17 protein-coding genes and 1 pseudogene are annotated in these 21,912 nt (G+C 43.4%); 7 read left to right on the top strand and 11 right to left on the bottom strand.

Annotation, left to right across the window (positions count from 1 at the left end; all coding sequences use genetic code 11):
• Positions 1–94: 94 nt before the first annotated feature.
• Positions 95–679 carry a hypothetical protein gene (locus ACVBJC_RS15490; RefSeq protein ID WP_447161815.1) on the top strand — a complete coding sequence of 195 codons (585 nt, stop codon included), beginning with the start codon at positions 95–97 and terminating at the stop codon, positions 677–679.
• Between the two features lie 129 nt (positions 680–808).
• On the opposite strand, the gene ACVBJC_RS15485 is transcribed toward ACVBJC_RS15490, so the two are convergent.
• From ACVBJC_RS15485 to ACVBJC_RS15470, 4 genes are all read right to left on the bottom strand, one after another.
• Positions 809–1,375 (bottom strand): YSC84-related protein, encoded by a 567-nt coding sequence (locus ACVBJC_RS15485; protein ID WP_447161814.1) that lies wholly within the window; start codon positions 1,373–1,375, stop codon positions 809–811.
• A 168-nt stretch (positions 1,376–1,543) separates the two neighbouring features.
• A complete protein-coding gene (locus ACVBJC_RS15480) occupies positions 1,544–3,604 on the bottom strand; it encodes a prolyl oligopeptidase family serine peptidase (RefSeq protein WP_447161813.1) in 2,061 nt (686 codons plus the stop codon).
• 162 nt (positions 3,605–3,766) lie between these two features.
• Positions 3,767–5,311 carry an MFS transporter gene (locus tag ACVBJC_RS15475; protein WP_447161812.1) on the bottom strand — a complete coding sequence of 515 codons (1,545 nt, stop codon included), beginning with the start codon at positions 5,309–5,311 and terminating at the stop codon, positions 3,767–3,769.
• A gap of 27 nt (positions 5,312–5,338) precedes the next feature.
• Positions 5,339–6,370, bottom strand: a complete 1,032-nt coding sequence (locus ACVBJC_RS15470) for an HlyD family secretion protein (protein WP_447161811.1) — start codon at positions 6,368–6,370, stop codon at positions 5,339–5,341.
• Positions 6,371–6,574: 204 nt separating this feature from the next.
• Between ACVBJC_RS15470 and ACVBJC_RS15465 the strand changes: the two genes are divergently transcribed.
• Positions 6,575–7,168 carry a TetR/AcrR family transcriptional regulator gene (locus ACVBJC_RS15465; RefSeq protein ID WP_447161810.1) on the top strand — a complete coding sequence of 198 codons (594 nt, stop codon included), beginning with the start codon at positions 6,575–6,577 and terminating at the stop codon, positions 7,166–7,168.
• A gap of 38 nt (positions 7,169–7,206) precedes the next feature.
• Here ACVBJC_RS15465 and ACVBJC_RS15460 read toward each other — a convergent pair whose 3' ends face one another.
• Positions 7,207–8,124, bottom strand: coding sequence for a hypothetical protein (locus tag ACVBJC_RS15460; protein WP_447161809.1), 918 nt, complete (start codon positions 8,122–8,124; stop codon positions 7,207–7,209).
• Between the two features lie 159 nt (positions 8,125–8,283).
• Positions 8,284–10,941 carry an ATP-binding protein gene (locus tag ACVBJC_RS15455; protein WP_447161808.1) on the bottom strand — a complete coding sequence of 886 codons (2,658 nt, stop codon included), beginning with the start codon at positions 10,939–10,941 and terminating at the stop codon, positions 8,284–8,286.
• A gap of 103 nt (positions 10,942–11,044) precedes the next feature.
• Here ACVBJC_RS15455 and ACVBJC_RS15450 point away from each other — a divergent pair, with 103 nt between their 5' ends.
• Positions 11,045–11,539 carry a hypothetical protein gene (locus ACVBJC_RS15450; RefSeq protein WP_447161807.1) on the top strand — a complete coding sequence of 165 codons (495 nt, stop codon included), beginning with the start codon at positions 11,045–11,047 and terminating at the stop codon, positions 11,537–11,539.
• Positions 11,540–11,541: 2 nt separating this feature from the next.
• Positions 11,542–12,582, top strand: coding sequence for a hypothetical protein (locus ACVBJC_RS15445; RefSeq protein WP_447161806.1), 1,041 nt, complete (start codon positions 11,542–11,544; stop codon positions 12,580–12,582).
• A gap of 66 nt (positions 12,583–12,648) precedes the next feature.
• Here the strand turns inward: ACVBJC_RS15445 and ACVBJC_RS15440 are convergent, their stop codons facing one another.
• The 5 genes from ACVBJC_RS15440 to ACVBJC_RS15420 form a co-directional block, all read right to left on the bottom strand.
• On the bottom strand, positions 12,649–12,975 hold the full coding sequence (locus tag ACVBJC_RS15440) for an Hpt domain-containing protein (protein ID WP_447161805.1): 327 nt from the start codon (positions 12,973–12,975) through the stop codon (positions 12,649–12,651).
• 82 nt (positions 12,976–13,057) lie between these two features.
• Complete coding sequence (locus tag ACVBJC_RS15435) at positions 13,058–13,501, bottom strand: ATP-binding protein (RefSeq protein ID WP_447161804.1); 444 nt, start codon at positions 13,499–13,501, stop codon at positions 13,058–13,060.
• A gap of 109 nt (positions 13,502–13,610) precedes the next feature.
• Positions 13,611–13,943: an STAS domain-containing protein gene (locus tag ACVBJC_RS15430; protein ID WP_447161803.1), complete on the bottom strand. Its 333-nt coding sequence runs from the start codon at positions 13,941–13,943 to the stop codon at positions 13,611–13,613.
• A 13-nt stretch (positions 13,944–13,956) separates the two neighbouring features.
• Positions 13,957–15,153: a SpoIIE family protein phosphatase gene (locus ACVBJC_RS15425; RefSeq protein WP_447161802.1), complete on the bottom strand. Its 1,197-nt coding sequence runs from the start codon at positions 15,151–15,153 to the stop codon at positions 13,957–13,959.
• 196 nt (positions 15,154–15,349) lie between these two features.
• Positions 15,350–15,745: a nitrous oxide-stimulated promoter family protein gene (locus tag ACVBJC_RS15420; RefSeq protein WP_447161801.1), complete on the bottom strand. Its 396-nt coding sequence runs from the start codon at positions 15,743–15,745 to the stop codon at positions 15,350–15,352.
• Positions 15,746–16,374: 629 nt separating this feature from the next.
• Here ACVBJC_RS15420 and ACVBJC_RS15415 point away from each other — a divergent pair.
• From ACVBJC_RS15415 to ACVBJC_RS15405, 3 genes and pseudogenes are all read left to right on the top strand, one after another.
• Positions 16,375–18,951, top strand: coding sequence for a TonB-dependent receptor (locus ACVBJC_RS15415; RefSeq protein WP_447161800.1), 2,577 nt, complete (start codon positions 16,375–16,377; stop codon positions 18,949–18,951).
• 189 nt (positions 18,952–19,140) lie between these two features.
• Positions 19,141–21,159 (top strand): EAL domain-containing protein, encoded by a 2,019-nt coding sequence (locus ACVBJC_RS15410; protein WP_447161799.1) that lies wholly within the window; start codon positions 19,141–19,143, stop codon positions 21,157–21,159.
• A gap of 186 nt (positions 21,160–21,345) precedes the next feature.
• A pseudogene (locus tag ACVBJC_RS15405) lies at positions 21,346–21,912 on the top strand (hypothetical protein); the annotation flags it as partial.

Genomic DNA, 21,912 nt, shown 5'->3' with positions numbered 1-21,912 from the left:
AACCAAGGCACAGCTTGATTTATAAAGACTTTAAGCTTTCAGCTAAAATTTATCTCTTTGTGATAGTGTTAGTCACAAATCATCGGAGATAATAATGAAAACAATAAAATACTCACAAATGGCCCTGTTAGCGGCGAGTGGCTTTGCATTGCCTGCAATGGCAGTGACCTCAGAACAGGCTGCTTTTTTCGATAATCTCGCTGCTCATTGTGGCAAAGCGTTTGAAGGAACTGTTACTGCGGGCAATAGCGCAGACTCGGCATTTAGTGGCAAGAAGCTTGTTATGCATGTGCGTGAATGCAGCGATACAGTACTTAAGGTGCCATTTCATGTGGGTGATGACCACTCTCGTACTTGGGTGATAACTAAAACGCCTTATGGCCTGCATTTAGCTCATGATCACCGTCATAAAGATGGATCTGAAGACAAGGTGACTATGTATGGTGGTATGACAGCCAATATGGGCATCGCTACTGAGCAGTCATTTCCCGTCGATGCTTACTCGATTAACAACTTTAGAGAAAATGCTTTAGATGTGTCGGTGACTAACGTGTGGCACATGTACGTCAAGCCGCAAGAATTTACTTACCGTTTAACTCGTGAAAATCGTGATTTTAGAGTCGATTTTGATCTGAGCAAGCCAGTGGCATTGCCACCAGTGCCATGGGGGCATAAATAACGAATTCTTATCCTGTAAAGGGGTGTGAAGAATGTGATTTACCTCGGTTCTAACTTTGAAGGACCTAGGATCTAGGACCTAGGATCTAGGTCCTATCCGTATCTGCATTTCCTAGAAGCTTCTTTTTCTCTACTTTTCTTCAAAAGTAAAAGATTGCCCTGCTAGAGCAGCTTCAAACATTAAGCCGCCTTTGGCTACGGTAAATACCGCCATACCATTAATATAGGCGGCAGTAGCAGCACTTTTACCGGCGCCCGCTGAGTTACCTGTGGTACCAGCCTGAGCATTGGCACCTATGTTGATGGCAACGGCCGAAGCTTGAGCGCCAAATTCAAAACTGCCACTGGTAAAGTCTTTATAGGCGGCCTCATTTTTAAAAAAGATGATCTCGCTGTAGGCCTGACCACCGAGCTGAAAACCAAAAGAAATTTGAGTTAGGCTGGTATTACCGGCATAGCTGCCAGCACGATAAACTTGTCCTTTACCATAGGCGGCACCAATACCTATACCGCCTTTTCCTACCGTAGGAAATAGTGCGTAACCATAAGCGCTGTCAAAGAATTTTTGTGTTTCATTGGCTTGCTGAAAAGTGCTCTTAGCTTGCGCATAGCTGTCTTCTGCGAGCGCCTGCGGCGCTATCAATACGCTAGCAAGTAGACATAAGCTAGCGGTGACTCTTTTAATAAAACCTATCATTGGATTCTCCTCATTCCATTTTCGCTATGTCATAAACAGCTTAAACCTTAGCATAGCCTTACTGAACGGAAAGTGAATACACTTTTACAAAGCGATTGTTATCTAAAAAATAAAAGCGCCAACAGGGCGCTTTAATAGAGTTAGCTAAACGATGATAAACAGAGTTGCTTACTCGACAGGTAGGCCTAATACATAATGATTAAACCATTTCTGATCCCACTCCATCTTAGCCTTACGGTGTTGATACTTACTCAGGCCATGGCCTTCATCGGGGTAAACGACTAACTCTACAGGTACATTGAGGTAGTGTTGAAGAGCGCGATACAAACCTTGTGCATGACCCAGTGGTACACGCTGATCGCCTTCACCGATGTGAATTAACGTTGGGGTTTTGATGTTATTAGCATGGGTCAATGACGAGCCATGATCATAGGCTGCAGGCTTTTCCCATGGCAGGCCTTCCATAAAGTTAATCACATGGCCAGGCGTGTCTTCAAGCATCCACTGCAGGCGCTGATCGAATACGCCTGCGCCAGAGCTTGCGGCTTTAAAGCGGTTATTGGTACTGATAATCGCATTGGTGAGATAACCGCCGTTACTCCAGCCCATCACGGCCATCTTGTCACCATCAACGACACCATCGCTAATAAGTTGATCAACGCCAGCCATAATATCGTTCACTTCAATATCGTGTTCGCGACCGACAAGATCGGTTAAGAACTTATCGCCATAGCCAGTGGAGCCACGGTAATTAGGTGAAAGTAGAGCCCATCCATTAGCGGTGAAGGTCGAACGTCCGTAAGATCTATGCTGCAGGGCATAAGGCGTCGCTGATGTTGGCCCCCCATGAATTTGCACGATTAATGGCAAGGGGCCATCTTCTTTTTTGTATCCAGCCGGTAGATCGAGTATGCCTTCAACAACAGCACCATCGGGCGCAGTCCATTTTACAATAGAAACTTGCGGCAGTTTCCAACTATCAACTTGTGGATTGATATTGGTTATACGTTTAGCCTTGGCACGGCTACTGTTGGCATCTGCAATAAACATGTCAGAGAAATGATCTAAGCCGTTATGGCTAAAAGCGACGGACTTACCATTTTGACTAAAGCTATAACTACCGATCACCATGTCACCGGGAATTACGCTGCGAGTATCGCCTTGTTCGCCATCATCGATTTCAGTACAGAACAGTTTGACGCGGCCATGATCGGCGCCGCGATAGCAGATCTCATCACTGTTTGGCCGCCAAGTAAGATCGCTTGAGTTCAGTGTCACATCGTCTGGGCGAGAGATCTCAAGCGATGGTTTATCTGTGGCTTTGGCATCGGCAATAAATAGCTGGCCTGGATGACCGTCGAAATCGATTCTAAACGCTAATTCGGTATTGTTGTCTTGCCAAGCAAGGCCGAGCAGCCAGCCATATGGCGAAGGGGCATTGTCACGCCATTGGGTGTCTGCCAGCACGCTGTTCTGCTGGGTGGTCGTATCGAAAATTTCAACATCAGACCAACCTTCTAAGAATACCAGTTCGTTATCTGTGGTGGTGATACGGGCTATCTTGCTGCCATCTTGGCTAACCTTAAACTCCCAAACAACCTTATCGTCATCTAGGAGTAATGTCTGCTTAAAATGCTCAAGGTCGAGCTGATATAGTGGATTGGTTTTTTGTTCGCCGTGGCCATACTTTGGAGCGCTGTGATCGGCGCGCATTGCTGCCCACTGATCTTTATCGGTTGTGGTTTTAGTGGTTAGAAAATACAGGCTTTTACCGTCATGACTGAGCTCAAAGCCTGTGACGCCTTCGGCTTCTTTAGTCATAGGTTGGCTATCGCCACTTGAGATGGATAAACGGAAGACTTGAGTTTTACCGTTGAATGGTGCCTTTGCACCTTCTTGCTTTATTTTTCCTAGGTAGTAAACGTATTCACCGTCTGGGCTCCACTGTGGGCTAGACTCGCTCTCGTTAGTAAAGGTCAGACGCTTTGGTTGGCGAGACTGAGTATCAACTAACCATAAGTCGCGCTGGCTTTTATCAAGCTCCTTGTCCCAGCGGGACTCTAACCACACCGCTTGCCTACCATTCGGGCTAAGGGTTACTGCGCCCATATTACCGATATCAAAGAAGTCATCAATGCTGATGTCGTGCGTTCTCTCTACCGCCATGGCGGAGAAACTGCTGCCGAACAGTGCGGCAGCAAGCAACGATAGCTTGTGTGATTGTTTCATGTATTAATTCCTACCCTTCAATAAGTTAACTTGCATTTATTATTTTTTTTTTGATATTTTCTTGAAATAAGGGCTAATACACTAGCGTAACTTTTACGCGGTTGGCTATGAAAAAAATTCATTCAATGGTGTTTATTTGTGATAAATCAAAAACAGACTTAGTTAATCTTCCGGCTGCTGATTAGCAGACTTTGCCACTAACTTTTTACCTATGATCAAGATAGGGGCAAGCACAAACAGCGAGATAATAAACCACTGGAAATTATTGCCTCCTGCAACGGCTGCCGTTTGTAGTTGCAGTTGGCTGGAAAGCAAGCTCGCGACTCGCTCTGGCGTGGCTTCCAACATCCCTTGGTTCAAGACTTGAGTCATGGCCGTTTGATACTGGATGAAATTGCTGTTCATTTGATTGAAATTTTCGCCTAGCACACCCATGGTGCTGGTGGACTCAATACTCATCATTCTAGAGAACAACGCCATGCCCATCAGACCCCCTAAGGTTCTAAAGAGGTAGAAGTAACTTACGCCCTGTGAAATATGCTCTTTTTTAAAACTCGATAAAATAGAGATAGACACGGTGACATTGAGCAAGCCGACGCCAAGCCCGCGTAAGATCAATGCTGGCAGCATATCACTTGCGCCACTACTGGCGCTGCTACCTGATAGCGAGACGCTCGAGAGCAAGATCATTAGCACACCAATGGGCACCACAGCATCGGGTTTGAGTCTTGGGTGATTACAGATCCAGATACTAATAAGTAAGCCGACAAACATGCTGGCAAAAGCGGGCACTTGCAGCCAGCCTTGCTCGCTATGGCTGTAGCGCAATACACTGCCAAGGTAAACGCTGATCAGCATAGAAGTGCCAAGCACGGCAAAGCCTGCAAGGGCAGCGTTGTACATCGACACTTTATTCTTTAGCGGGCTTAATACATCGCTACGAATGAACTCGCCACGACCAAGCTGCTTCGCGATAACGAATACACATAAGAGAATCAATGCCGCGGTGACCAGAGTCATCTGAGTAAACTCTGGACTATCGAACCAGTTATAGTACTGGCCACGCATCAAGACTAGCGTGATCCCGGTGATGGCAGCGCTCATGGTAATCGCTTGTAGCGCGTTAAATTTCAGGACCTGTATCGCGTCGATATAATCGAGTGGCCGTAACCATAACCAGGCCAAAATGAGCAGGTAAAGGCTCGATTGTGCCGCAAAGATGAGTTGCCATAAGGCGTTCTCGGCTAGCTCGGCGATAAGCCAAGGGTAGACGCCCATAGGTAGCAGAGTTGTCATTAGCATCATGCAACCTTCAGCAATAGCTATGTCCTTAAGTGACAGGTTACGCAGCACCAACACCTGCACTGCCACTAACATACAGCTTGCTGCAATCCCGATAACGCCCCAGCCAATAAAGTGCCCCACGACATTGCTGCTAAAACCTAATAGTAAACTGCTTAACAAGCCAAGAGCGGTGCCCATGGTTAGCAGGCGCTTTGCGCCTATGCGGTAACTTAGCCATGAGGCCAAAGGCAGGGTCAGTAATTGCGCTAAGATATAAGCAATATTGAACCAAGAAGCATTGTCAGCCGATAGGCTTAATGTTCCGGCAATGTTACTGGCACTGGCATTGTAGATAGCCGAGGTGATGCCAAATGGGATCATTGCCAGGGTCACAATTAGCATAAGTTCGAGGCGGCGGTTCATGGAATTAACTCTGAATAAGTGAAAGACTTAGCTATTGGTGCTATTGGTGTTAATCGTGACTTCTGCCGATAGCCCTGGAACGACTCGGCCTTTTAATGCCGACGGGATCATCAGTTTGATCTTTACTGGTACTCGCTGCACCACCTTGACGAAATTACCGGTGGCATTGTCAGGAGGCAATAGGCTGAACTGCGCACCTGTTGATGGCGAAGTGCTGCTCACCGTGCCAGTGAGTGTTGAGTCAGGGAACATATCCAGTATCACCTCTACGGCCTGTCCGGGTTGAATATGGGTTAGCTGAGTTTCTTTAAAGTTGGCTTCTATCCATAATTCACCGGTTGGCACAATGGCCAATACGCCAGAACCTGCTTGGACAAACTTACCGAGTTGTAGGGCGCGATTACCGATCCGGCCAGAGATCGGCGCTAGAATTTGGGTATCTTGCAGTTCTAGTTCGGCTAGCGCTAAGCTTGCTTGTGCTTGTTGCTGCTGTGCAAGAATGTGAGTGCGATCTGTCTCTAGGTTAATAAGCTGCTGCTTGGCTGCTGATAACTTAAACTTAGCCGCCTCAAGGTTGGCATTGGCTATGCGAGTCTTGTTCGCTTGCGCATCGTGCTGTGTTTTGCTGACAGCATCGGTCTTAACCAATTTTGCATACCTAATGAGCTCCTTTTGCTCGAAGTCATGGTTCGCCTCTGCGACCTCCAAATGAGCCGCAGTTTCGTCGATATTGACGTGTTGTAGCGCGGTGCGACTCTGGTTGCTATCGAGTGATGCACTCGCCATGGCTAACGCCGCTTTAGCCTGGTCTCGTCGGGCGACGTAATCTCTCGGATCTATGATTGCCAGTACGTCTCCGGCTTTTACCATTTGGTTATCTGTTACAAATATTTTTGTGACTCGACCAGAAGCCTCGGCGCTTATCTGGGTGATCTCACCATGAACATAGGCGTTATCGGTTTTTTCGGTATCAGCATTACTGACAAAAGTGTTAGCCGTCATTGCAAGAGTCGTGACTAAGGCGAGGGCGATAACGATGGCTTTAATTTTGGCGTTCATATTTTCTCATTAACTTATCGTACCGTACTGGACGGTACGATAAGTTGTTTGGTATAACTAGATCAAGTTAAATTTTAACCAAGGTTCATAAAAGATCGTTTGAGATCGCAAATTAACCTTGAGCAAGCTTATGGGTTACTTGGCTTAAATTGCATGAATAACACAGACCTGTTCTAATTAGGCTCATACAGGAGAGGTACTTGAATGCGTCCATCTACGCTAAAGAAACAAGAAAAAATTATCGACGTAGCGACTCAGCTTTTTTTTGAGCAGGGTTACGCTGACACGAGTCTAGATCAAATTATTGAGGTGTGCGGTGGCTCTAAGCAGACCCTTTATAGCTATTTTGGTTGTAAGCGCGGAATTTTGATTCAGGTGGTCACTCGCTGTACCGAACAGGTGGGCAGTGCTTTTCAATTTGATGCTCAAGTGGATCTAGCTGAACAGCTTAATCAGTTCGGTTACGAATACCTTAAGGCTTTGTGTTCTCAGCCTATTATCGATATATATCGGATTATTGTGACTGAGTCTCGCCGAGATAAAGAGCTGGTAGATTTTTTCTTATCTCGTGGGCCCCATCGTTTTTATCAAATGTTGAGTGATTTTTTACAACTACAGGCTATTCAAGGACAGTTGAATATTGACGATCCTGCCCAGACAAGCAGTCAGTTAATTGGGCTTTTGCGAGGTGATTATTACCAAGATGTGGTCTTGGGGTTAGGTGTCCCTTCGGAAGAGGAAATTAAGCAGTATTCGGCGCAAGCGATTAAAATTTTCCTACATGGCTGTAAAGCCTAACGAATATGGACCTATCACGCCGTGGACTTCAGCAAAGCCTATGGCGGGTTATTTTTCTGATCCTCTTCTTTCTCCTCCAGCATTAACTGCTGCAAATAAGCGAGCTCTTCAGAGCTAAGTAGCTGTTGGCTGGCCCGCATCGGTTGTTTCGGATGTTGTTTCGAATGTTGTTGAGTGAGTTTGCCGCGCAAAAAGGCGGCTCGGGTGATCTGCTTGAGGCCGTAAATAGCCAATATATAGACAGTCAATAACAGGGCTAACTTGGTCGCGGCTTGGTTGATAGCAATAAACCTATCGCCAAAGTAAAAAGGCAAGATCACCAATACCGTCCTGATAAGCCAATTGCCCATTAACGCGAGAGTTAGCACCAACAACCAGCGAAACTTAATATCTTTGAGGCTATCTTGATGCACTCTTGATACTCGGCCGGGATAGCGGCTAAGCATTTTAATGATGTAATAAAAATAGAGCCCAGTCTGAACAAATAGCATGGCAGGAAGTACCATGCCTAAAAGGCTTAAATCAGTCAGAGTCGGCGGCTGACTCAGTTTAATTTCAGGCCAATTATGCTCAAAGGTGATTCGGTAACTGGTGGCTAATACCACAATAATAGCGATGATAACGGCGGGGTAGAAGTGACGTGAAAAACCGATTGGCCGTTTTATTTCATTAAGGCTGCGGTCGCAATAGAGGTAGAGCAGGGGCATCATTAAAAAGTAGACGGGAATAATTAAGATGAAAAGTAAGTGGATGGGGGCAGGGGCGTTATTTATGTTGAGTAACCCAGTAAAAAAATACAGCGCCATTAAACTGAAAATGCCACCCAGAATTTTATGGTTACCACTTTGCTCGGTGTAAATGTAGCGGATATACAAGCCTAGCCCGAGGCAGTGTAGACCGCCAAGCAATGAGAGCCACCAATAACCTTGAGAGAAAAACTCACTAAATTCATTCATGCCAATATCATTTCAACGTATTACTATCCCAGATGCAAGTGTTGAATTTTTAGTCATAGCTAGCCTACATCTATAGTATGTGCTTGCTAGGAAATGTAACGCCGCTATTAACGTCATGGGATGCTATGAGTATAGCGTGGCTGTTAGTCAGTGGACGATTTAACTCGCCTGCTTAGATATCGATTTAAGCTTATGTAGTAACGCCTCTTTTTTAAAGGGTTTTGCGAGGTAATCATCCATACCTGATTGATAACACTTCTGAATATCTTGATCGAGTACGCTCGCAGTTAGTGCGATGATAGGTAACCTTGGCTGAGAATGTAGACTTTCCCACTCTCTGATCTTTTCGGTTGCCGTAAAGCCATCCATAACCGGCATCATGCAGTCCATTAAAATGGCGTGGAAGGCTCTACCAGCGCTGATGAATTCAAAGGCTTCCTGGCCATTACTCGCAATAATAAAATCAAAACCCGCCTGTTTGAGCTGTAAAGAGGCCACTTTCTGATTCACTAGGTTATCTTCTACAATCAGGATAACCACTTTCGATTTCTCTGTTTCAGCGGGCTTGTTTATCGGGTTGAGCTGATTCTGTGGTTGCTGTTGCTGCCTTAGTTTTCGGTTTTCTATGCCGTTATGTATGGCGTTCCTAAAACGGTTGCCTAATAAGGGAAGGGTTACTATTGCATCTATATTATCTAACTGTCGCTTCTCGCCCAGAGCGTTAATGGCAATGGTAAAGATGTCTTTTTGCTTAAGCAATTCAGGTAGGCTCGCAAGTGTACCTCTTGTCGATGACTGGATATCGAGGAACAAAAGATCAATTGTTTGCCTATCTTGAAGCAGGTCAAAGCAAGACTGATAATGGTAGTTAAGGCTAAATCCTTGGCGCTGACATTCTTTGCTAACCATGTCATTGCGTTGCGAGTTATTTGAAATGATCGCAGCGGTTAATGGTTTAAATTGGTTGGAGATTGGTTTTGTGCAGCTGACTATTTTAGCTTTCAGCGAGATAGTGAAGCAGCATCCCTTTCCTTTCACTGAGCTAAGGGTGATCTCGCCCCCCATTAATTCTATAAGTTGTTTGCAAATAGAGAGTCCAAGCCCTGTGCCACCAAATTGACGGGTAATGGTGTCGTCCTCTTGAATAAAAGGAGAAAATATTTGTTGTTGCTTGCTAGGGGCTATTCCTGTTCCAGTATCATGCACGCTAATTAGCATCTTGCTATAGCTGGCACTATTGCGACACGAAACAACGACCTTAATGCCTCCCTCTAGGGTAAATTTTATCGCATTAGAGAGCAGATTCATCAGCACTTGGCGCATGCGATGTTCATCTAAGGAGGTCAGGTAAGGAGTATCTTTATCGATATCGACTTCAAGGGTGAGTTGTTTTTCGGCGACTTTGGGTAAGATCATCGAAAGCGTGTCATATACCACTTCGACAATATTGGTATTTGTATGGGTTATTGAGAGGTTACCAGATTCAATTTTAGAGAGATCGAGTATGTCATTGATAAGCAGTAACAGTGTCTGCGATGAAGTCTCAATAGTTTGTAAATGTTCACTTTGAGTGGCCGTTAGCTTAGTGGCAGCCATGATATCGGACATGCCGATAATTCCGTTGAGCGGAGTCCTGATTTCATGAGACATATTTGCCAGAAAAGAACTCTTTGCCTGATTGGCTTTTTCAGCCTCACGCTTGGCTTGTAATATTTTTAGTTCATTTTGGTGGCGCTCATTAATCAGCTTATTGAGTGTATGGGAAAATAGGCTGAATTCATCGTTACCCGCTTCGTTTATTTTCTGTGAATAGTCATGAGTTTCTTCAATTTGAGACATGGTTTTAATCACGTGGCTGAGATAGTTAGTGATGCGTCGATATAGGTTTGCGCCTATGATGGCAATAATGAGCAAAGAGAAAAACAATGCTGCACAGAATAATAAGATCAAACGCTTAGATTGGCTGATTTCTCTCTGGATATTGTTAGTTAGCTGGCTGGAGAAAGTGCTCACAACATATTGAATTAAATCAAGACGCTGCTGTAATGCTTGCAAACTTGTATCTGGGGTTTGGGTTAGTGGCTGCTGATTTAAAATGTGGCTTCTTAATTGGTAGCTTTGCTCGAATGCTTTATCTGAAAAGGTACTCAGCAGCAGAGATACTTGCTCCGGCTTAGCGTTGATCTCAATAAAGCGTTCAATATAAAGTTGTTGGTGTTCAGTGATGGAGTTCAGCTGGCTAAGCAGTTCGCTTTCTCCGCGATTTAATAGCAACTGTTTGATTAACCAACGCTCTTCAGTAGACCATAGAGACAGCCACTGCAGTTGATAGAGTATCACCAGCTGTTGATTTATTTCATCGTTAACGCCTGAGTGATCTTTTTCCATGGTGCTTAGCGCTTGAACTTGCAGCTCATTGAACCAAAATGACCAGTCTCCTAATCCTTCACTATCAACTTCATTCATCTCTTTTAGCGCATTACTGGTATTACTTAACCAGGACTCCATCTCTAAAGCGTTTTCGGCACTAAAGGCTTGTGGTAGTAACAGCGCTATGTAGTTGAGGCGGGTGTTGAAAGAGTCGATGGACAGCTTAATATTGTGTTTGAATAACTGCTCTCTTGCGTGATTGATCTGTTTGTTTAACTGAGAGAAAGATTCAAGAAAGTTAATTTTGCTATTGAGGGTATTTAGCGATTCAACATTGTCGCTTTGATTTTTAATCTCTAATGCAGACAAGAATGAGGCAAAAATCAGTGGCAATAGCACCAAGGCTAACATCCGTATTTTTATTGAAATATGATTCAATAAGTTCATTTCTACTCCATGAATTGAACAAGTTAGTGGTGAGCTTGTGGTTTAACTAAGCCTTGACTATATTCAGCTTAGTACAAAAAACTATCAAGGAATGAGGGTTTTAATGTTTAAGGGATTAAACGAACGGGTTCAGCTTGTCTGTTGTCAGCAATTTCTTTTGCTGGTGCTTGTGTGTAGCTCCCCCGCCTCTCAAGCTTTAGCCGGCGTCGATGAAAGCGAAGACGTTGAGTTTGCAATTTTTACCTTGAATGACGACTTGCCGCCATTAAGTAAAAGTAAGGCTAGAATGCTTTATCGAGGCAAAAGTAAGAAAATATCCGGTAGCTTAAAAATTATCCTGGTAGACCTCCCTGAAACTTCCATCCACAGAGAAGACTTTTACAAAATGCTACTCGGTAAATCCGTATCGCAGATGAACGGCTATTGGGCTGGGCTTGCATTTTCTGGAAGAGGTACTCCCCCCGAAGAATTAAACAGTGATGATATTAAGCAGATTTTAAAATGGCTTAACGATAACCCCAACGGAATAGCCTATGCCCCCATCGATTCCGTCCCCAAAGAAGTCAATATCTTGATAACCGTGCCTCAGGGAGAATAGCCATGTTATTTCGCCAAACATTATTTATAGCGTTATTTTACCTGTTATTTTGCCCTGCTGCCCAGGCAAGTATTGAGTTAACCGACAACATTTTATTAAGTGGATTTGGCTCAACCACTATCAGCAAAAGTGATAATCGAACCCCACTATTTATTAGTCGAGAAATTACCGACGATACCTGCTACGACTGTGACACCATATTTGGCTTACAGTTAGATATCGATGTGTTCGATGGCTTGAGTGCGTCTGGGCAGGTGGTGAAACGTACCCAGGATAACTGGAGTGACCCTGAACTTGAATGGGCATATCTATCATATGGCTTTGATGATTTTGAGTTGAGAGCAGGGCGTTTGCGCTTACCGGTATTTCTGGTTTCGGAGTACTACTATGTCAGCCAAGCCTACCCGTGGATAAGGCCACCTCAAGAGGTATATGACAGCATTTTAGGGTTTACCTTTTATGATGGTCTCTCTTTAGCCTGGAATTATGATATTTCTGATGAACTGCTGTTAACGGTTTCTCCCTATTACGGTTTTGATAGAGTCAATAAGGTCGAGTTAGGTGACATTTTATTGCAGTTTGATACCGAATGGATAGCAGGGATCTATATTGATTTAGTGGGCTTTAATTACCGTATTCATAGTGGCTTTATGCAAGCCAAATATACCCAGCTTCCCTCGGTAGAGGAGGAAAAACTCGATATTTACACGTTAGGGGCGGAATACAGCTATGGCTCTTGGTTGTGGATAGCAGAGGTTGAGTCCGATCGATTACAAGCAAACTGGTATGCCTCGGCTATTTATGCATTTGACGAATTGTCACCCTATTTAACTTACGGTGAGAGCCATCAACTGCGAAAGTCAAAAGCGGTAACGGCAGGGGTTAAATATGACTTAACATCAAGTGTTTCAATCAATATTGAATACCAGATTATCTTCTCTCAAAAGGAAGGTAATCGCGCCCAGTTTGTCACTTCACCACTGGTCTACGGCGAAAGCTCAGACGCTGATTTATTAAGCTTGGCGGTTAGTTTTGTATTTTGATGAAGACTAAGCTCAATCATTTTGGGCTAGTCGTTCCAGCTTGGCTTTGACTGTGAATCGCGTCGGTTATTGTAAAATAGCGGTTATTTGGCGATTGATGGTTTGGATTTCGCTACACAAGTTGATTATTGCTATGCGCTCGGGGAGTGAGCCGCCTTTAGAGCTCGACTCAACGACTTGTGCCAAGCTTACAGCGTCTTGCGCGCACAGGTTACTGAACATGCCTTTGAGCTCATGGGTGAGACGAAATAATTCAGTGATATTTTCTGTTTGATAGCTCTGAAAAATGAGGTGATCACTTTGGCCATACTCTTCGATATAGATCGTCAGTAGCATGTTCAGCATAGAATCATCGCCGTCACAGAGTGCTTTTAATTCATCAATCTTAATCATAGCTTCCCCCCTTGCTTGTGTTGATATTAACAGCCATTAAATCGCCAGCTAAAGCTGGCATTTTGTTATGACTAGAGTGTCTTTAGCTGGTCTTTTTCAATAGTCTGAAAGTATTGCGGTTATCGTGTGAATGGTATTCTATTTTGTCTGAAAGCTGCTGAATGATTTTGAGTCCCCTACGGCTTTGTAACCAGGTGCTTGGGTCGCATGCGAGAGGTTCAATAAAGTCCATTTTAGGTAGGTCATCAAGCAGATTTTTGGGTATCGAGTCGCCATAATCTGCGACTTCAATAATTAACTGTTTTGTGTCATTTACGTAAGAGCTAATTTCAAACTGTGCCCCATCAAGGTTAGCGTAGGCATGCTCAAATACGTTATTCACGAGTTCTACAAGGCACAGCTCCATCTGCCCGATAAGGGCTGTATCCAAGCCGAGTGAGTACCAAAAGGGCAGGATATCGGAGGCAACAGTGCGGGATGCCTCCAGGCTGCTTGAGTATTGTTGGTAAAACGTCCTTGTGTTCACATTAACCTCCCTTATTACCGCTGCGATAAAAGGGAGACGCATTGAAGATAGGCTGTACTTCTGTGCCTTTTCCTGCAGCGAGTGTCATTCCTTTCATCAAGCTATCCTTTTAAGCGTTTGCTGTTAGCGCATCTTCTATGGTTGCATGGCTCACTATCAGCTTGTCTATTCGAGTTAACTTGAGCAAATCTAGGATCGGTTTCTGTGGGTTAATGATACTGATTTTAGTGTTGCGCAACATCTTATAGGTGCCCATGATGGCTCCTAGTCCGCTACTGTCCATAAAGCGCACATCACTCATATCAAGGAGTAAATGCTCGCGTAGGTTATCTTTTAGTTTTCCGAGTTCAACATGGAAACTGGCAGTCAGCTTGGCGTCAAACCTAGCCTCTTTAATTCGGATCACCGTGTATTGGTTTTTCGCAATTATATCGAAGTGCATGCTGTTTCCTTGATTAGCTTCCATTCCATTCAAATGCCAACAAGCTGATGTCATCATCGAACTGTGTTGTGCCTGACCAGTTGTTTAATTCCTCTACTATGGTGTTACTTTGCTTGCTAATTGTCAGCTTGGACAGCTGTTGAATTTGCAGCGCTAACCTTTGCTCTGAGTATTGTTCTTTATCTGTAGATTCCGCTTCGGTAATACCATCAGAGTAGAGAAATATGCGATCGCCTACGCTCAATTGGATCTGTTCGGTTTGGTAGCTAGCAAAATCGAACATACCGGCGACAAAGCTCTCTTGTTGTATAAAGCGGCATATTTGTTGCGATGTTTGCTGCCAGATCATTGGAGGGTGACCAGCAAAGGCGTAGTTTAATTGTCCGGTTTTGGTATTCAGCACGGCGTAAATCATAGTGAAGTAGAGGTTATTATCGCCTTGATTAATATAACTCTGATTAAGCCTAGCGAGCACTTCACTGGGCTCTCTTAAGCGATAAAAAGGGTCGCTATCTTGTTGGTGTTTTACATGCGAGTTGCTGCTAGAGTCGATACTTTGCTGGATTGCAAAAGACATCAATGCTGATTTTACTCCGTGGCCAGCGACATCAAAGAGGTAAACGGCGATATGGTCTTCATCTAGCGGCATACATCCGAGCATATCGCCACCAATTTGAGCACTCGGTATATGAGTGTAGTGCAGCTCAACGCCAGGGAATTTTTTTTGGCTAGGTAACATCCGCTGGATCAATAAGCTGGCCGAATCGAGATCTTGGCGTATGGTGGCATAAGCTTGGTCTAGTTCAATATTTTTGGCAACTAACTGGTTGTGTAGTTCTAGACTCCTAAATCCCGCTTTAAGGCGAGCATCTAGCTCATTGATATTAGTATCTTTAGCGACAAAATCATCGGCGCCAGCGTTAATGCCTTCGACAATTGATTCTTGATCATCACGTCCTGAGAGCAAAACAAAAAAAATATAACGGTTATAGTCGGGGGATTTTAAGTGATAACACAGTTCTATGCCGTTTAAATCAGGCATCATCCAGTCACTTAAGACAAGCTGAATAGAAGGGTGCTTTTCGAGTTGAGTGAGTGCATCAAGGCCATTGATAGCGTTAATGACATGGTAACCTCGGGAGGAGAGCATTTTTGTCATCAGTAGCAGCATGACCTTATTATCCTCTACGAGTAGGATCTCTTTGCTCAAATCATCAGCCTCCTTGCTGCATTCGTTACTGAGTCCATTTTATATTCAGTTTTCGACAAGTATTCTTACTTTTCAAAAGTCTAGTCGTGAATGTTAAATACGACAAGGGTGCGGCACTGAAGGCGTGGAAAATAACGTTATGACAATAGGTTAGCTTTATATTTTGCTTAAATGATATCGCGCTTAGTAAAATTGACTAATCTTTTGTGGTAACTTTTATGCGTTGGTGGCGGTTAGAGCAAGCTTCGGGGGGCTTACCTGGCGCAGGATGACGTTCGCAGAGTAAATGACGAATAGCCATAATAGGGTGAGGTAGTAGCATTCTAGGGCCTGCGAAAATCATGATCTCGCGCGCCTTGGCTTTCATATGAGGCTTATAGCAGTGTACTGGGCACTTGTTACAGGTTGGCTTATCTTGACCATAGGGGCATCTATCAAGGCGAGTATGGGCGTATTCGATAAAGTCTTCACACTCTTCGCAAGGGTGAGATCCCGCTTCCTTATGGTGCGCCTTACAGTAGATTTTCACCATAGCTGAAATCGTCTCAAACTCTCTGAGAAGTTTGCCACTGAGTAGTTGTGCAAATGCCATGGGATACCTTAGTAAGTTACTTGGTTATTATCATCATAAAAGGGTTCGCTTTTGCTGACAAAATATTAGCTTCAAACTTTGAAGGTGTGCACAAAATAGTGCTTTAAGCTAATCAAGAAAAACGGTTTATCACTTCAAGCTAATGTTTTTTTAGTTTATCCCCAAAGCGATATATTAAAATATGCTTGTCAGAATCATTTGCGCTGGATTAAAATCCGCCGCGGTGTTTGATGGTGTAATTTTCCTCATAAAACATTATTGATGAAGGAGGCAATCTACCTCGTGATATAGTGAGATTGTCTAGCGTTGAGATTGATTACAATGGGGCCTTAAATTCAGGGCTTTATCATTTCTCGGTGGCTTAAAGTCACTGACCTCTCCGACTCAAGCAAAGGTAAAATTAACTTCCAATATCGCCTTAAATAAGTCGATATTAAGTTTGCAGTAAACACTAAAACCACTTTATTCAAGGGGATATTACTTATTATTCCCTTAGGTTGGCTGTGCGCCGAACTAGGCTTTCAGCTCATATTGATGTGGCATTACTTGTAGAATGATAATTGACTTTAAGATCCCCCCCTTTGATGACGCGTGTAAAAATAAGACGAACAAGTTTTAAGGTAAGCTTAATGGCGACCTCTGCACTACTGCTAGTGAGCACTCTGCTACCTGCTATTGTTACAGCGAACCCAATAGAGGATGGCAGCGTCATTGGGTCATCAATGGAAATTATTGAGGTGCGTGGCATTCAGGCCTCCATGAAGGCCTCTATTAATACTAAAAGGTTCTCCAATGCTGTTGTCGATGCGGTAACCGCAGAAGATATAGGTAAATTCCCTGACAGCGATGTGGGTGAGTCTTTGGCGCGAATGCCCGGTGTTTCGGTTAATCGTCAATTTGGCCAGGGTCAGCAAGTGTCTATTCGTGGCGCATCTAATCAGTTAACCAGTACTTTGTTAAATGGTCACTCTGTTGCATCGACAGGTTGGTTTGACCAACAAACAACTGATCGTAGTTTTAATTACTCTTTGTTACCGCCTGAAATAATAGGTGAAATAGAGGTTTATAAATCTTCTCAAGCCGATATTACCGAAGGTGGGATCGGTGGTACCGTTATCATTAATACCCGCAAGCCGTTGGATTTAGATACTAACTCAATTTTCTTTAGCAGTAAGCAAGACTATGGCACCGTTTCTGAGCAAGTAGACCCTGAATTTTCTGGTTTGTATAGCTGGAAAAATAGCACCGATAGCTTAGGTGTGCTGCTCGCGGTAGCAGATGCCAACACTCATTATCAGCGTAATGGGATCGAATCAAGCATCGGCTGGGGAGAGATAGTGCCGACGACGTTCGAGCAGCAGCGTGAGCGCTCTGCTATTAATGCGGTGTTGCAGTACCGGCCAACAGACGAATTGGAGCTTGGCTTCAATTTCATGAGTCTTGATATGCAAGCCAACAATGCCAATACGTCGTTATTTTTGATGTTTCCTGATGATAAAGAGGCTGCTTGCGAGCAAAGAAATGAGGCCGGAACCTGTATCTTATATCGTCGTAATGCCGATGATGCTAACCCGGCCTGGGCGCAAACATGGGTGCGCGAATCGAGCATGGATTCCAATACTTATGACTTTGATTTTAAGTATGAAACGGATGACTATACGGTAGATGGTGTACTGGGTAATACTCGCTCAGAAGGGGGAACCAACACGACAGCTAATTACGGTTTTTGGTTGGGGCAGGCCAGCGATTTTGCAGGCACTTATGATGCCCGCAGTGATGTGATAAATATCGATATAGCGAACAACTCATTTACGGCAGAGGACTTTAATGGCCCCTTGGCTCCAGAAAGTTGGTCGCTGCGTAAACAACCCAACTCAGATGAAGAGACTTACCTTAAGTTAAACCTTACATTTCCTGTAGAGCTTGGCTTTATCAACACAATTAAAACCGGAGTAAGCTGGGCTGAACATGACGTTAAACAGGAGTCTTTTGAAGGCATAGTTAACCCCGAGATTATCGCAAAAAATGCATCTGCGTACTACTCTGGTACGGTTTCATCAGGAGGCGGCTTTACTCTGCCGAAACCTATTTTTGATACCATGCTCAACGATGCCAAGGCTGCAATCACTGGCTTTGATAGTAATGGTCAGGTATATAAGTCGGGTTACGGTACCATTAACGAAACCAACCTAGCCTTATATTTGATGGCTAACTTCGCATCTGAGCGTGTTAGAGGCAATATCGGGCTTCGCTATATCTCGACCAATGTCGCTTCGGATTATTACCAGCTTACCTCAGAGGGTACTTACGCTGATGATTTGAGTACATTAGGGGCAAACTATCGTGATTTACTACCAAGTATCAATGTTGCATTTGAGGCCACTGATGATGTCATTATCCGAGCGGCGGCATCTAAAGTCATTTCTCGACCCAATTATGACGATATGTTCGCCTCTTCTGCACTATCGGGCTATGGCGATGGCATTCCGAATAACGAAGTAATCGATCAAGGTAATATCGCTCTAGAGCCGTTTAAAGCGATACAGGCCGAGCTGGGCGTGGAGTGGTACTTCAGCCCTGAAGGAATCATATCAGCGACTTATTTTGTTAAAGATATCAACTCGTTTATCACCTCAGAGCAATTATTAGATCAAAGTGTGGGCATTGTTGATCCTGACTCTGGTGAAGATAGTTGGACTGTTTCTAACAAGAAAAATGGCTCAGGTGGGCTTATACAAGGTGTTGAACTACAGCTTCAAAATGGGTTCGAAAACGGATTGGGTTATGCAGCAAATTACACTTTTGCTGATTCACATGCACCTGCTGAATATTATCCTGATCAAGTTGATGTGTTTTCAGATTCATCAAGGCATGCGGTTAACTTAGTGGGTTATTATGAGCGAGATAGCTTCTCTGCCCGCTTAGCTTATAACTGGCGTAGCGCCTATATGATCCGTGAGTTACCAGGTTATTACGGTAATCGTGAGCATCAAGCTTATGGCACGGTCGATTTTAGTAGCACTTTTGATATAACCGAATATTTTTCGCTAACTTTTGAAGTGGTTAACTTGTTTGAAGAAGATAGCATTCAGCTTGGGGTGGCATCTGATTTCGCTGAAGTTAAGCCTGAATTTAAAAACAATTATCCTGTATTTAGTGCCGAAGGAGAGGCGCGTTATAAATTAGGTGTAGCGGTTCGATTCTAGATCTCGAGTATCCATCCTTTCGTGGGCCACTGCAGGCTAATTGAGTATTATTTTTGATTTTGAGCTAACACAAAGTGGCTCGGAACAGACCAGAAACAAGAGAAATAGAATGAACGTCGCTTTCTTTGCACTTTATTGTTGGGCTAATAATGTAGGGCTTAATGCTAGCACTACAATCGGTGCTAACTCATGATGTTTAGTCAAATGTTGGCAAGAGTGTGTAATTGGAGTAAAGGGTCGAAACTCTATTTGACCGATCTTGCTGCGATTGCGCTGTTGCTGTTACCGATAACACTAGCCAACTCGTTAGCTATGCTATTAGGCCATGCCTTTAGAGTGATGGAGATTAATTACGTTTCAGAGCTACTCTTTTATATTTCAAATATCTTAATTAATCTTTACCCAACAACATTTTGTATTGTTGCGAGTTATTACCTTTCGCAAAAAGCTAACGCATCCAGTGCAATATTTATCATCTATGCCTTGCTTCTGTTTTATATTTTGTCCATAGAGCATCTAGATTTTTCAACCAGTTATTCATTGCCAAACAATCCACTATTGGCGTTATTAAGCGCTATAGTGACGTATTTATACTATTTATATTTTCCGATCCGGCTGTTAGATCCTAACTCGTTTGATTTTGCTTCTCGATTAATAAAATATATTGTGCATATTTTTTGTTTTTGCTTGATTGCATTGCTGCTGTCGCAATTAGCGACCTATACAGGGTTTTCTGTTAAATCAGTTATTTTGTCATTAGGACTGGATCCTATGACGTTTACTGGTGGTTTGTTATATCAAGCGTTTCTTGGCATCTTGGGTGCAGTTGGTATCAACGGGCACAATATGTTGTTTACTATCAAGCAGCAAATCTATGCCGATACCCTAGCGAATATTGAAGCTTGGCGTGCCGGAGAAGCTTCAATCAATATCATTAGCCAAGGCTTCTATGACGCATTTTTGTCAATGGGAGGCTCAGGTAACTGCATAAGCTTATTACTCTGCGTGCTTATCTTTAGCCAAAAATACAACCACAAGATGCTGGCAATCGTTGCCATACCTATGGTCATGTTTAATATTAATGAAGTGTTATTATTTGGCCTGCCAATCCTGTTTAATCCGATCATGATCATTCCATTTATTCTTGTCCCTTTGGTCAGCTTTGTGATCGTGTATGCTTGTATTGCATTAGGTATCGTCTCTCCCGTTGTTAGTATTGTTAATTGGCTAACACCGCCTATTTTTAGTGGTTACTTCGCTATGGGAGAGCAGTTAGATGGTGCTGTTTTGCAATTAGTCGTTATTATTATCGGCATTTTTATCTACCGACCATTTTACCTGGCCTACGTTGGTAAACACTTGATTTCGGTTGATCCCAATACTCGTTACGCTGCAGCTGAGGGCTCTATTTTTAATCATGTATTGCGCAGTGTAAGGGACTCAACCAACGACAATATTACTCAATCTTCAGTGCAGAATCGGGTAGCGAAGATTTTAAGAGAAGGTACTCTGGTGATGTTTTACCAGAAAATACAATCTGTTCATGATAAATCACACTATAACTACGAGGCATTAATTCGTTATATAGATGATAAAGGGATGCTTTGTCCGCCAGTATTCATTGCTGACTTTCAATTACTCAAAGCGATGCCAATGTTAGATAAAATGGTTATTGAGTTGGTATTACAAGATATGCAGAAAATAGAGTTACCTGTAGGGGGGCGTATATCCATTAACGTATCTGTCGCCTCCATCGAGGAGCCTGATTTTGTGTCGCATTTACTGTCTAGATTAGAGTACTACGCTATTTCACCGTCTAAGGTAGAAATCGAAATTACAGAGGAAGCGATGTTAAGTGACAAGGTTTACTTAACTCGAGTAATGACCGAGCTTCAGGCGCAAGACATCGCTATCTCAATGGATGACTTTGGTTCAGGCTACGCTTCATTTCCTCACCTACTCAAGTACCCATTCAATAAAGTTAAAATTGACAGGTCGTTATTATTGGATGCGACATCGAGTAAAGGAAAAGAGATCTATAAGTTAGTTGCAAAGCTTGGCCAAATTGCTAACTGTAAAGTCGTTGCCGAAGGAGTAGAAACACAGCAGGAATATCAATTTATCCAAAGTTGTGGTGTTGATTTAGTCCAAGGTTTTTATTTTGCTAAGCCTTTACCCCTTGAAAAGTTGTGCTATCAGGATAGTTAGTGCTTTGTTTATTTATGTTTTGTAACACCTAAAAAAGCGATTATTTTTGATACCCGATAAAAAAATGATATAAATAGTTGATTTTATAAAAGACAATGCATTAATAATAACGTTTAAATTTTGCACATTTTAGCTACACAAACGCGTGTATTAAATGTGTTCGTGGCTAACCCATGGTGGAAAACAATGAAAGAAATAATCATTATACTGCTGATTGTAGTAGGTTTTTATCTTTACAATCGCACTCAAAAAGCGGCTAAAGCTGAAAAAGAGCAGGCAGCTAAGCGCTCTGAAGAGGCTCAAGATGCAGCCGAGAGTGAGATGAAAGATATCACTCCAGAGACAACAGAAGAGGTATCGACGCCCACCGTAGATGGGGTGAGCTTTGAGTCTAAGGTTGATCATGAAGCTGAAGTGAAACAAGCTGCAGTTGAGCCAGAGCCAGAGCCAAAATTAGAATCGGTTGTTGAAGCCCAAGCAGAGCCAGTGTCTGAGCCATTCTCTGAGGTTGAAGAAAAAGTTCAGCCTGTGGCGGCACTAGAGCCAGAATCAGTATCTGAACCTGAGATACTAGCTAAGGCAGAAGTTGAAGTTAAAGCTGAGCCGGAAGTAAAAGCTAAGCCAAGCGTTGAACTTGAGCTAGAAGTTAAATCAGAAGTTCACGCAGAAGCTAAACCAGAAGCTAAACCAGAAGCTAAACCAGAAGCTAAACCAGAAGCTAAACCAGAAGCTAAACCAGAAGCTAAACCAGAA

This window comes from Shewanella sp. 0m-6, assembly GCF_052977325.1.
Note: the sequence above shows the minus strand (reverse complement) of the source record. Positions and strands in the feature narration are given on the sequence as shown.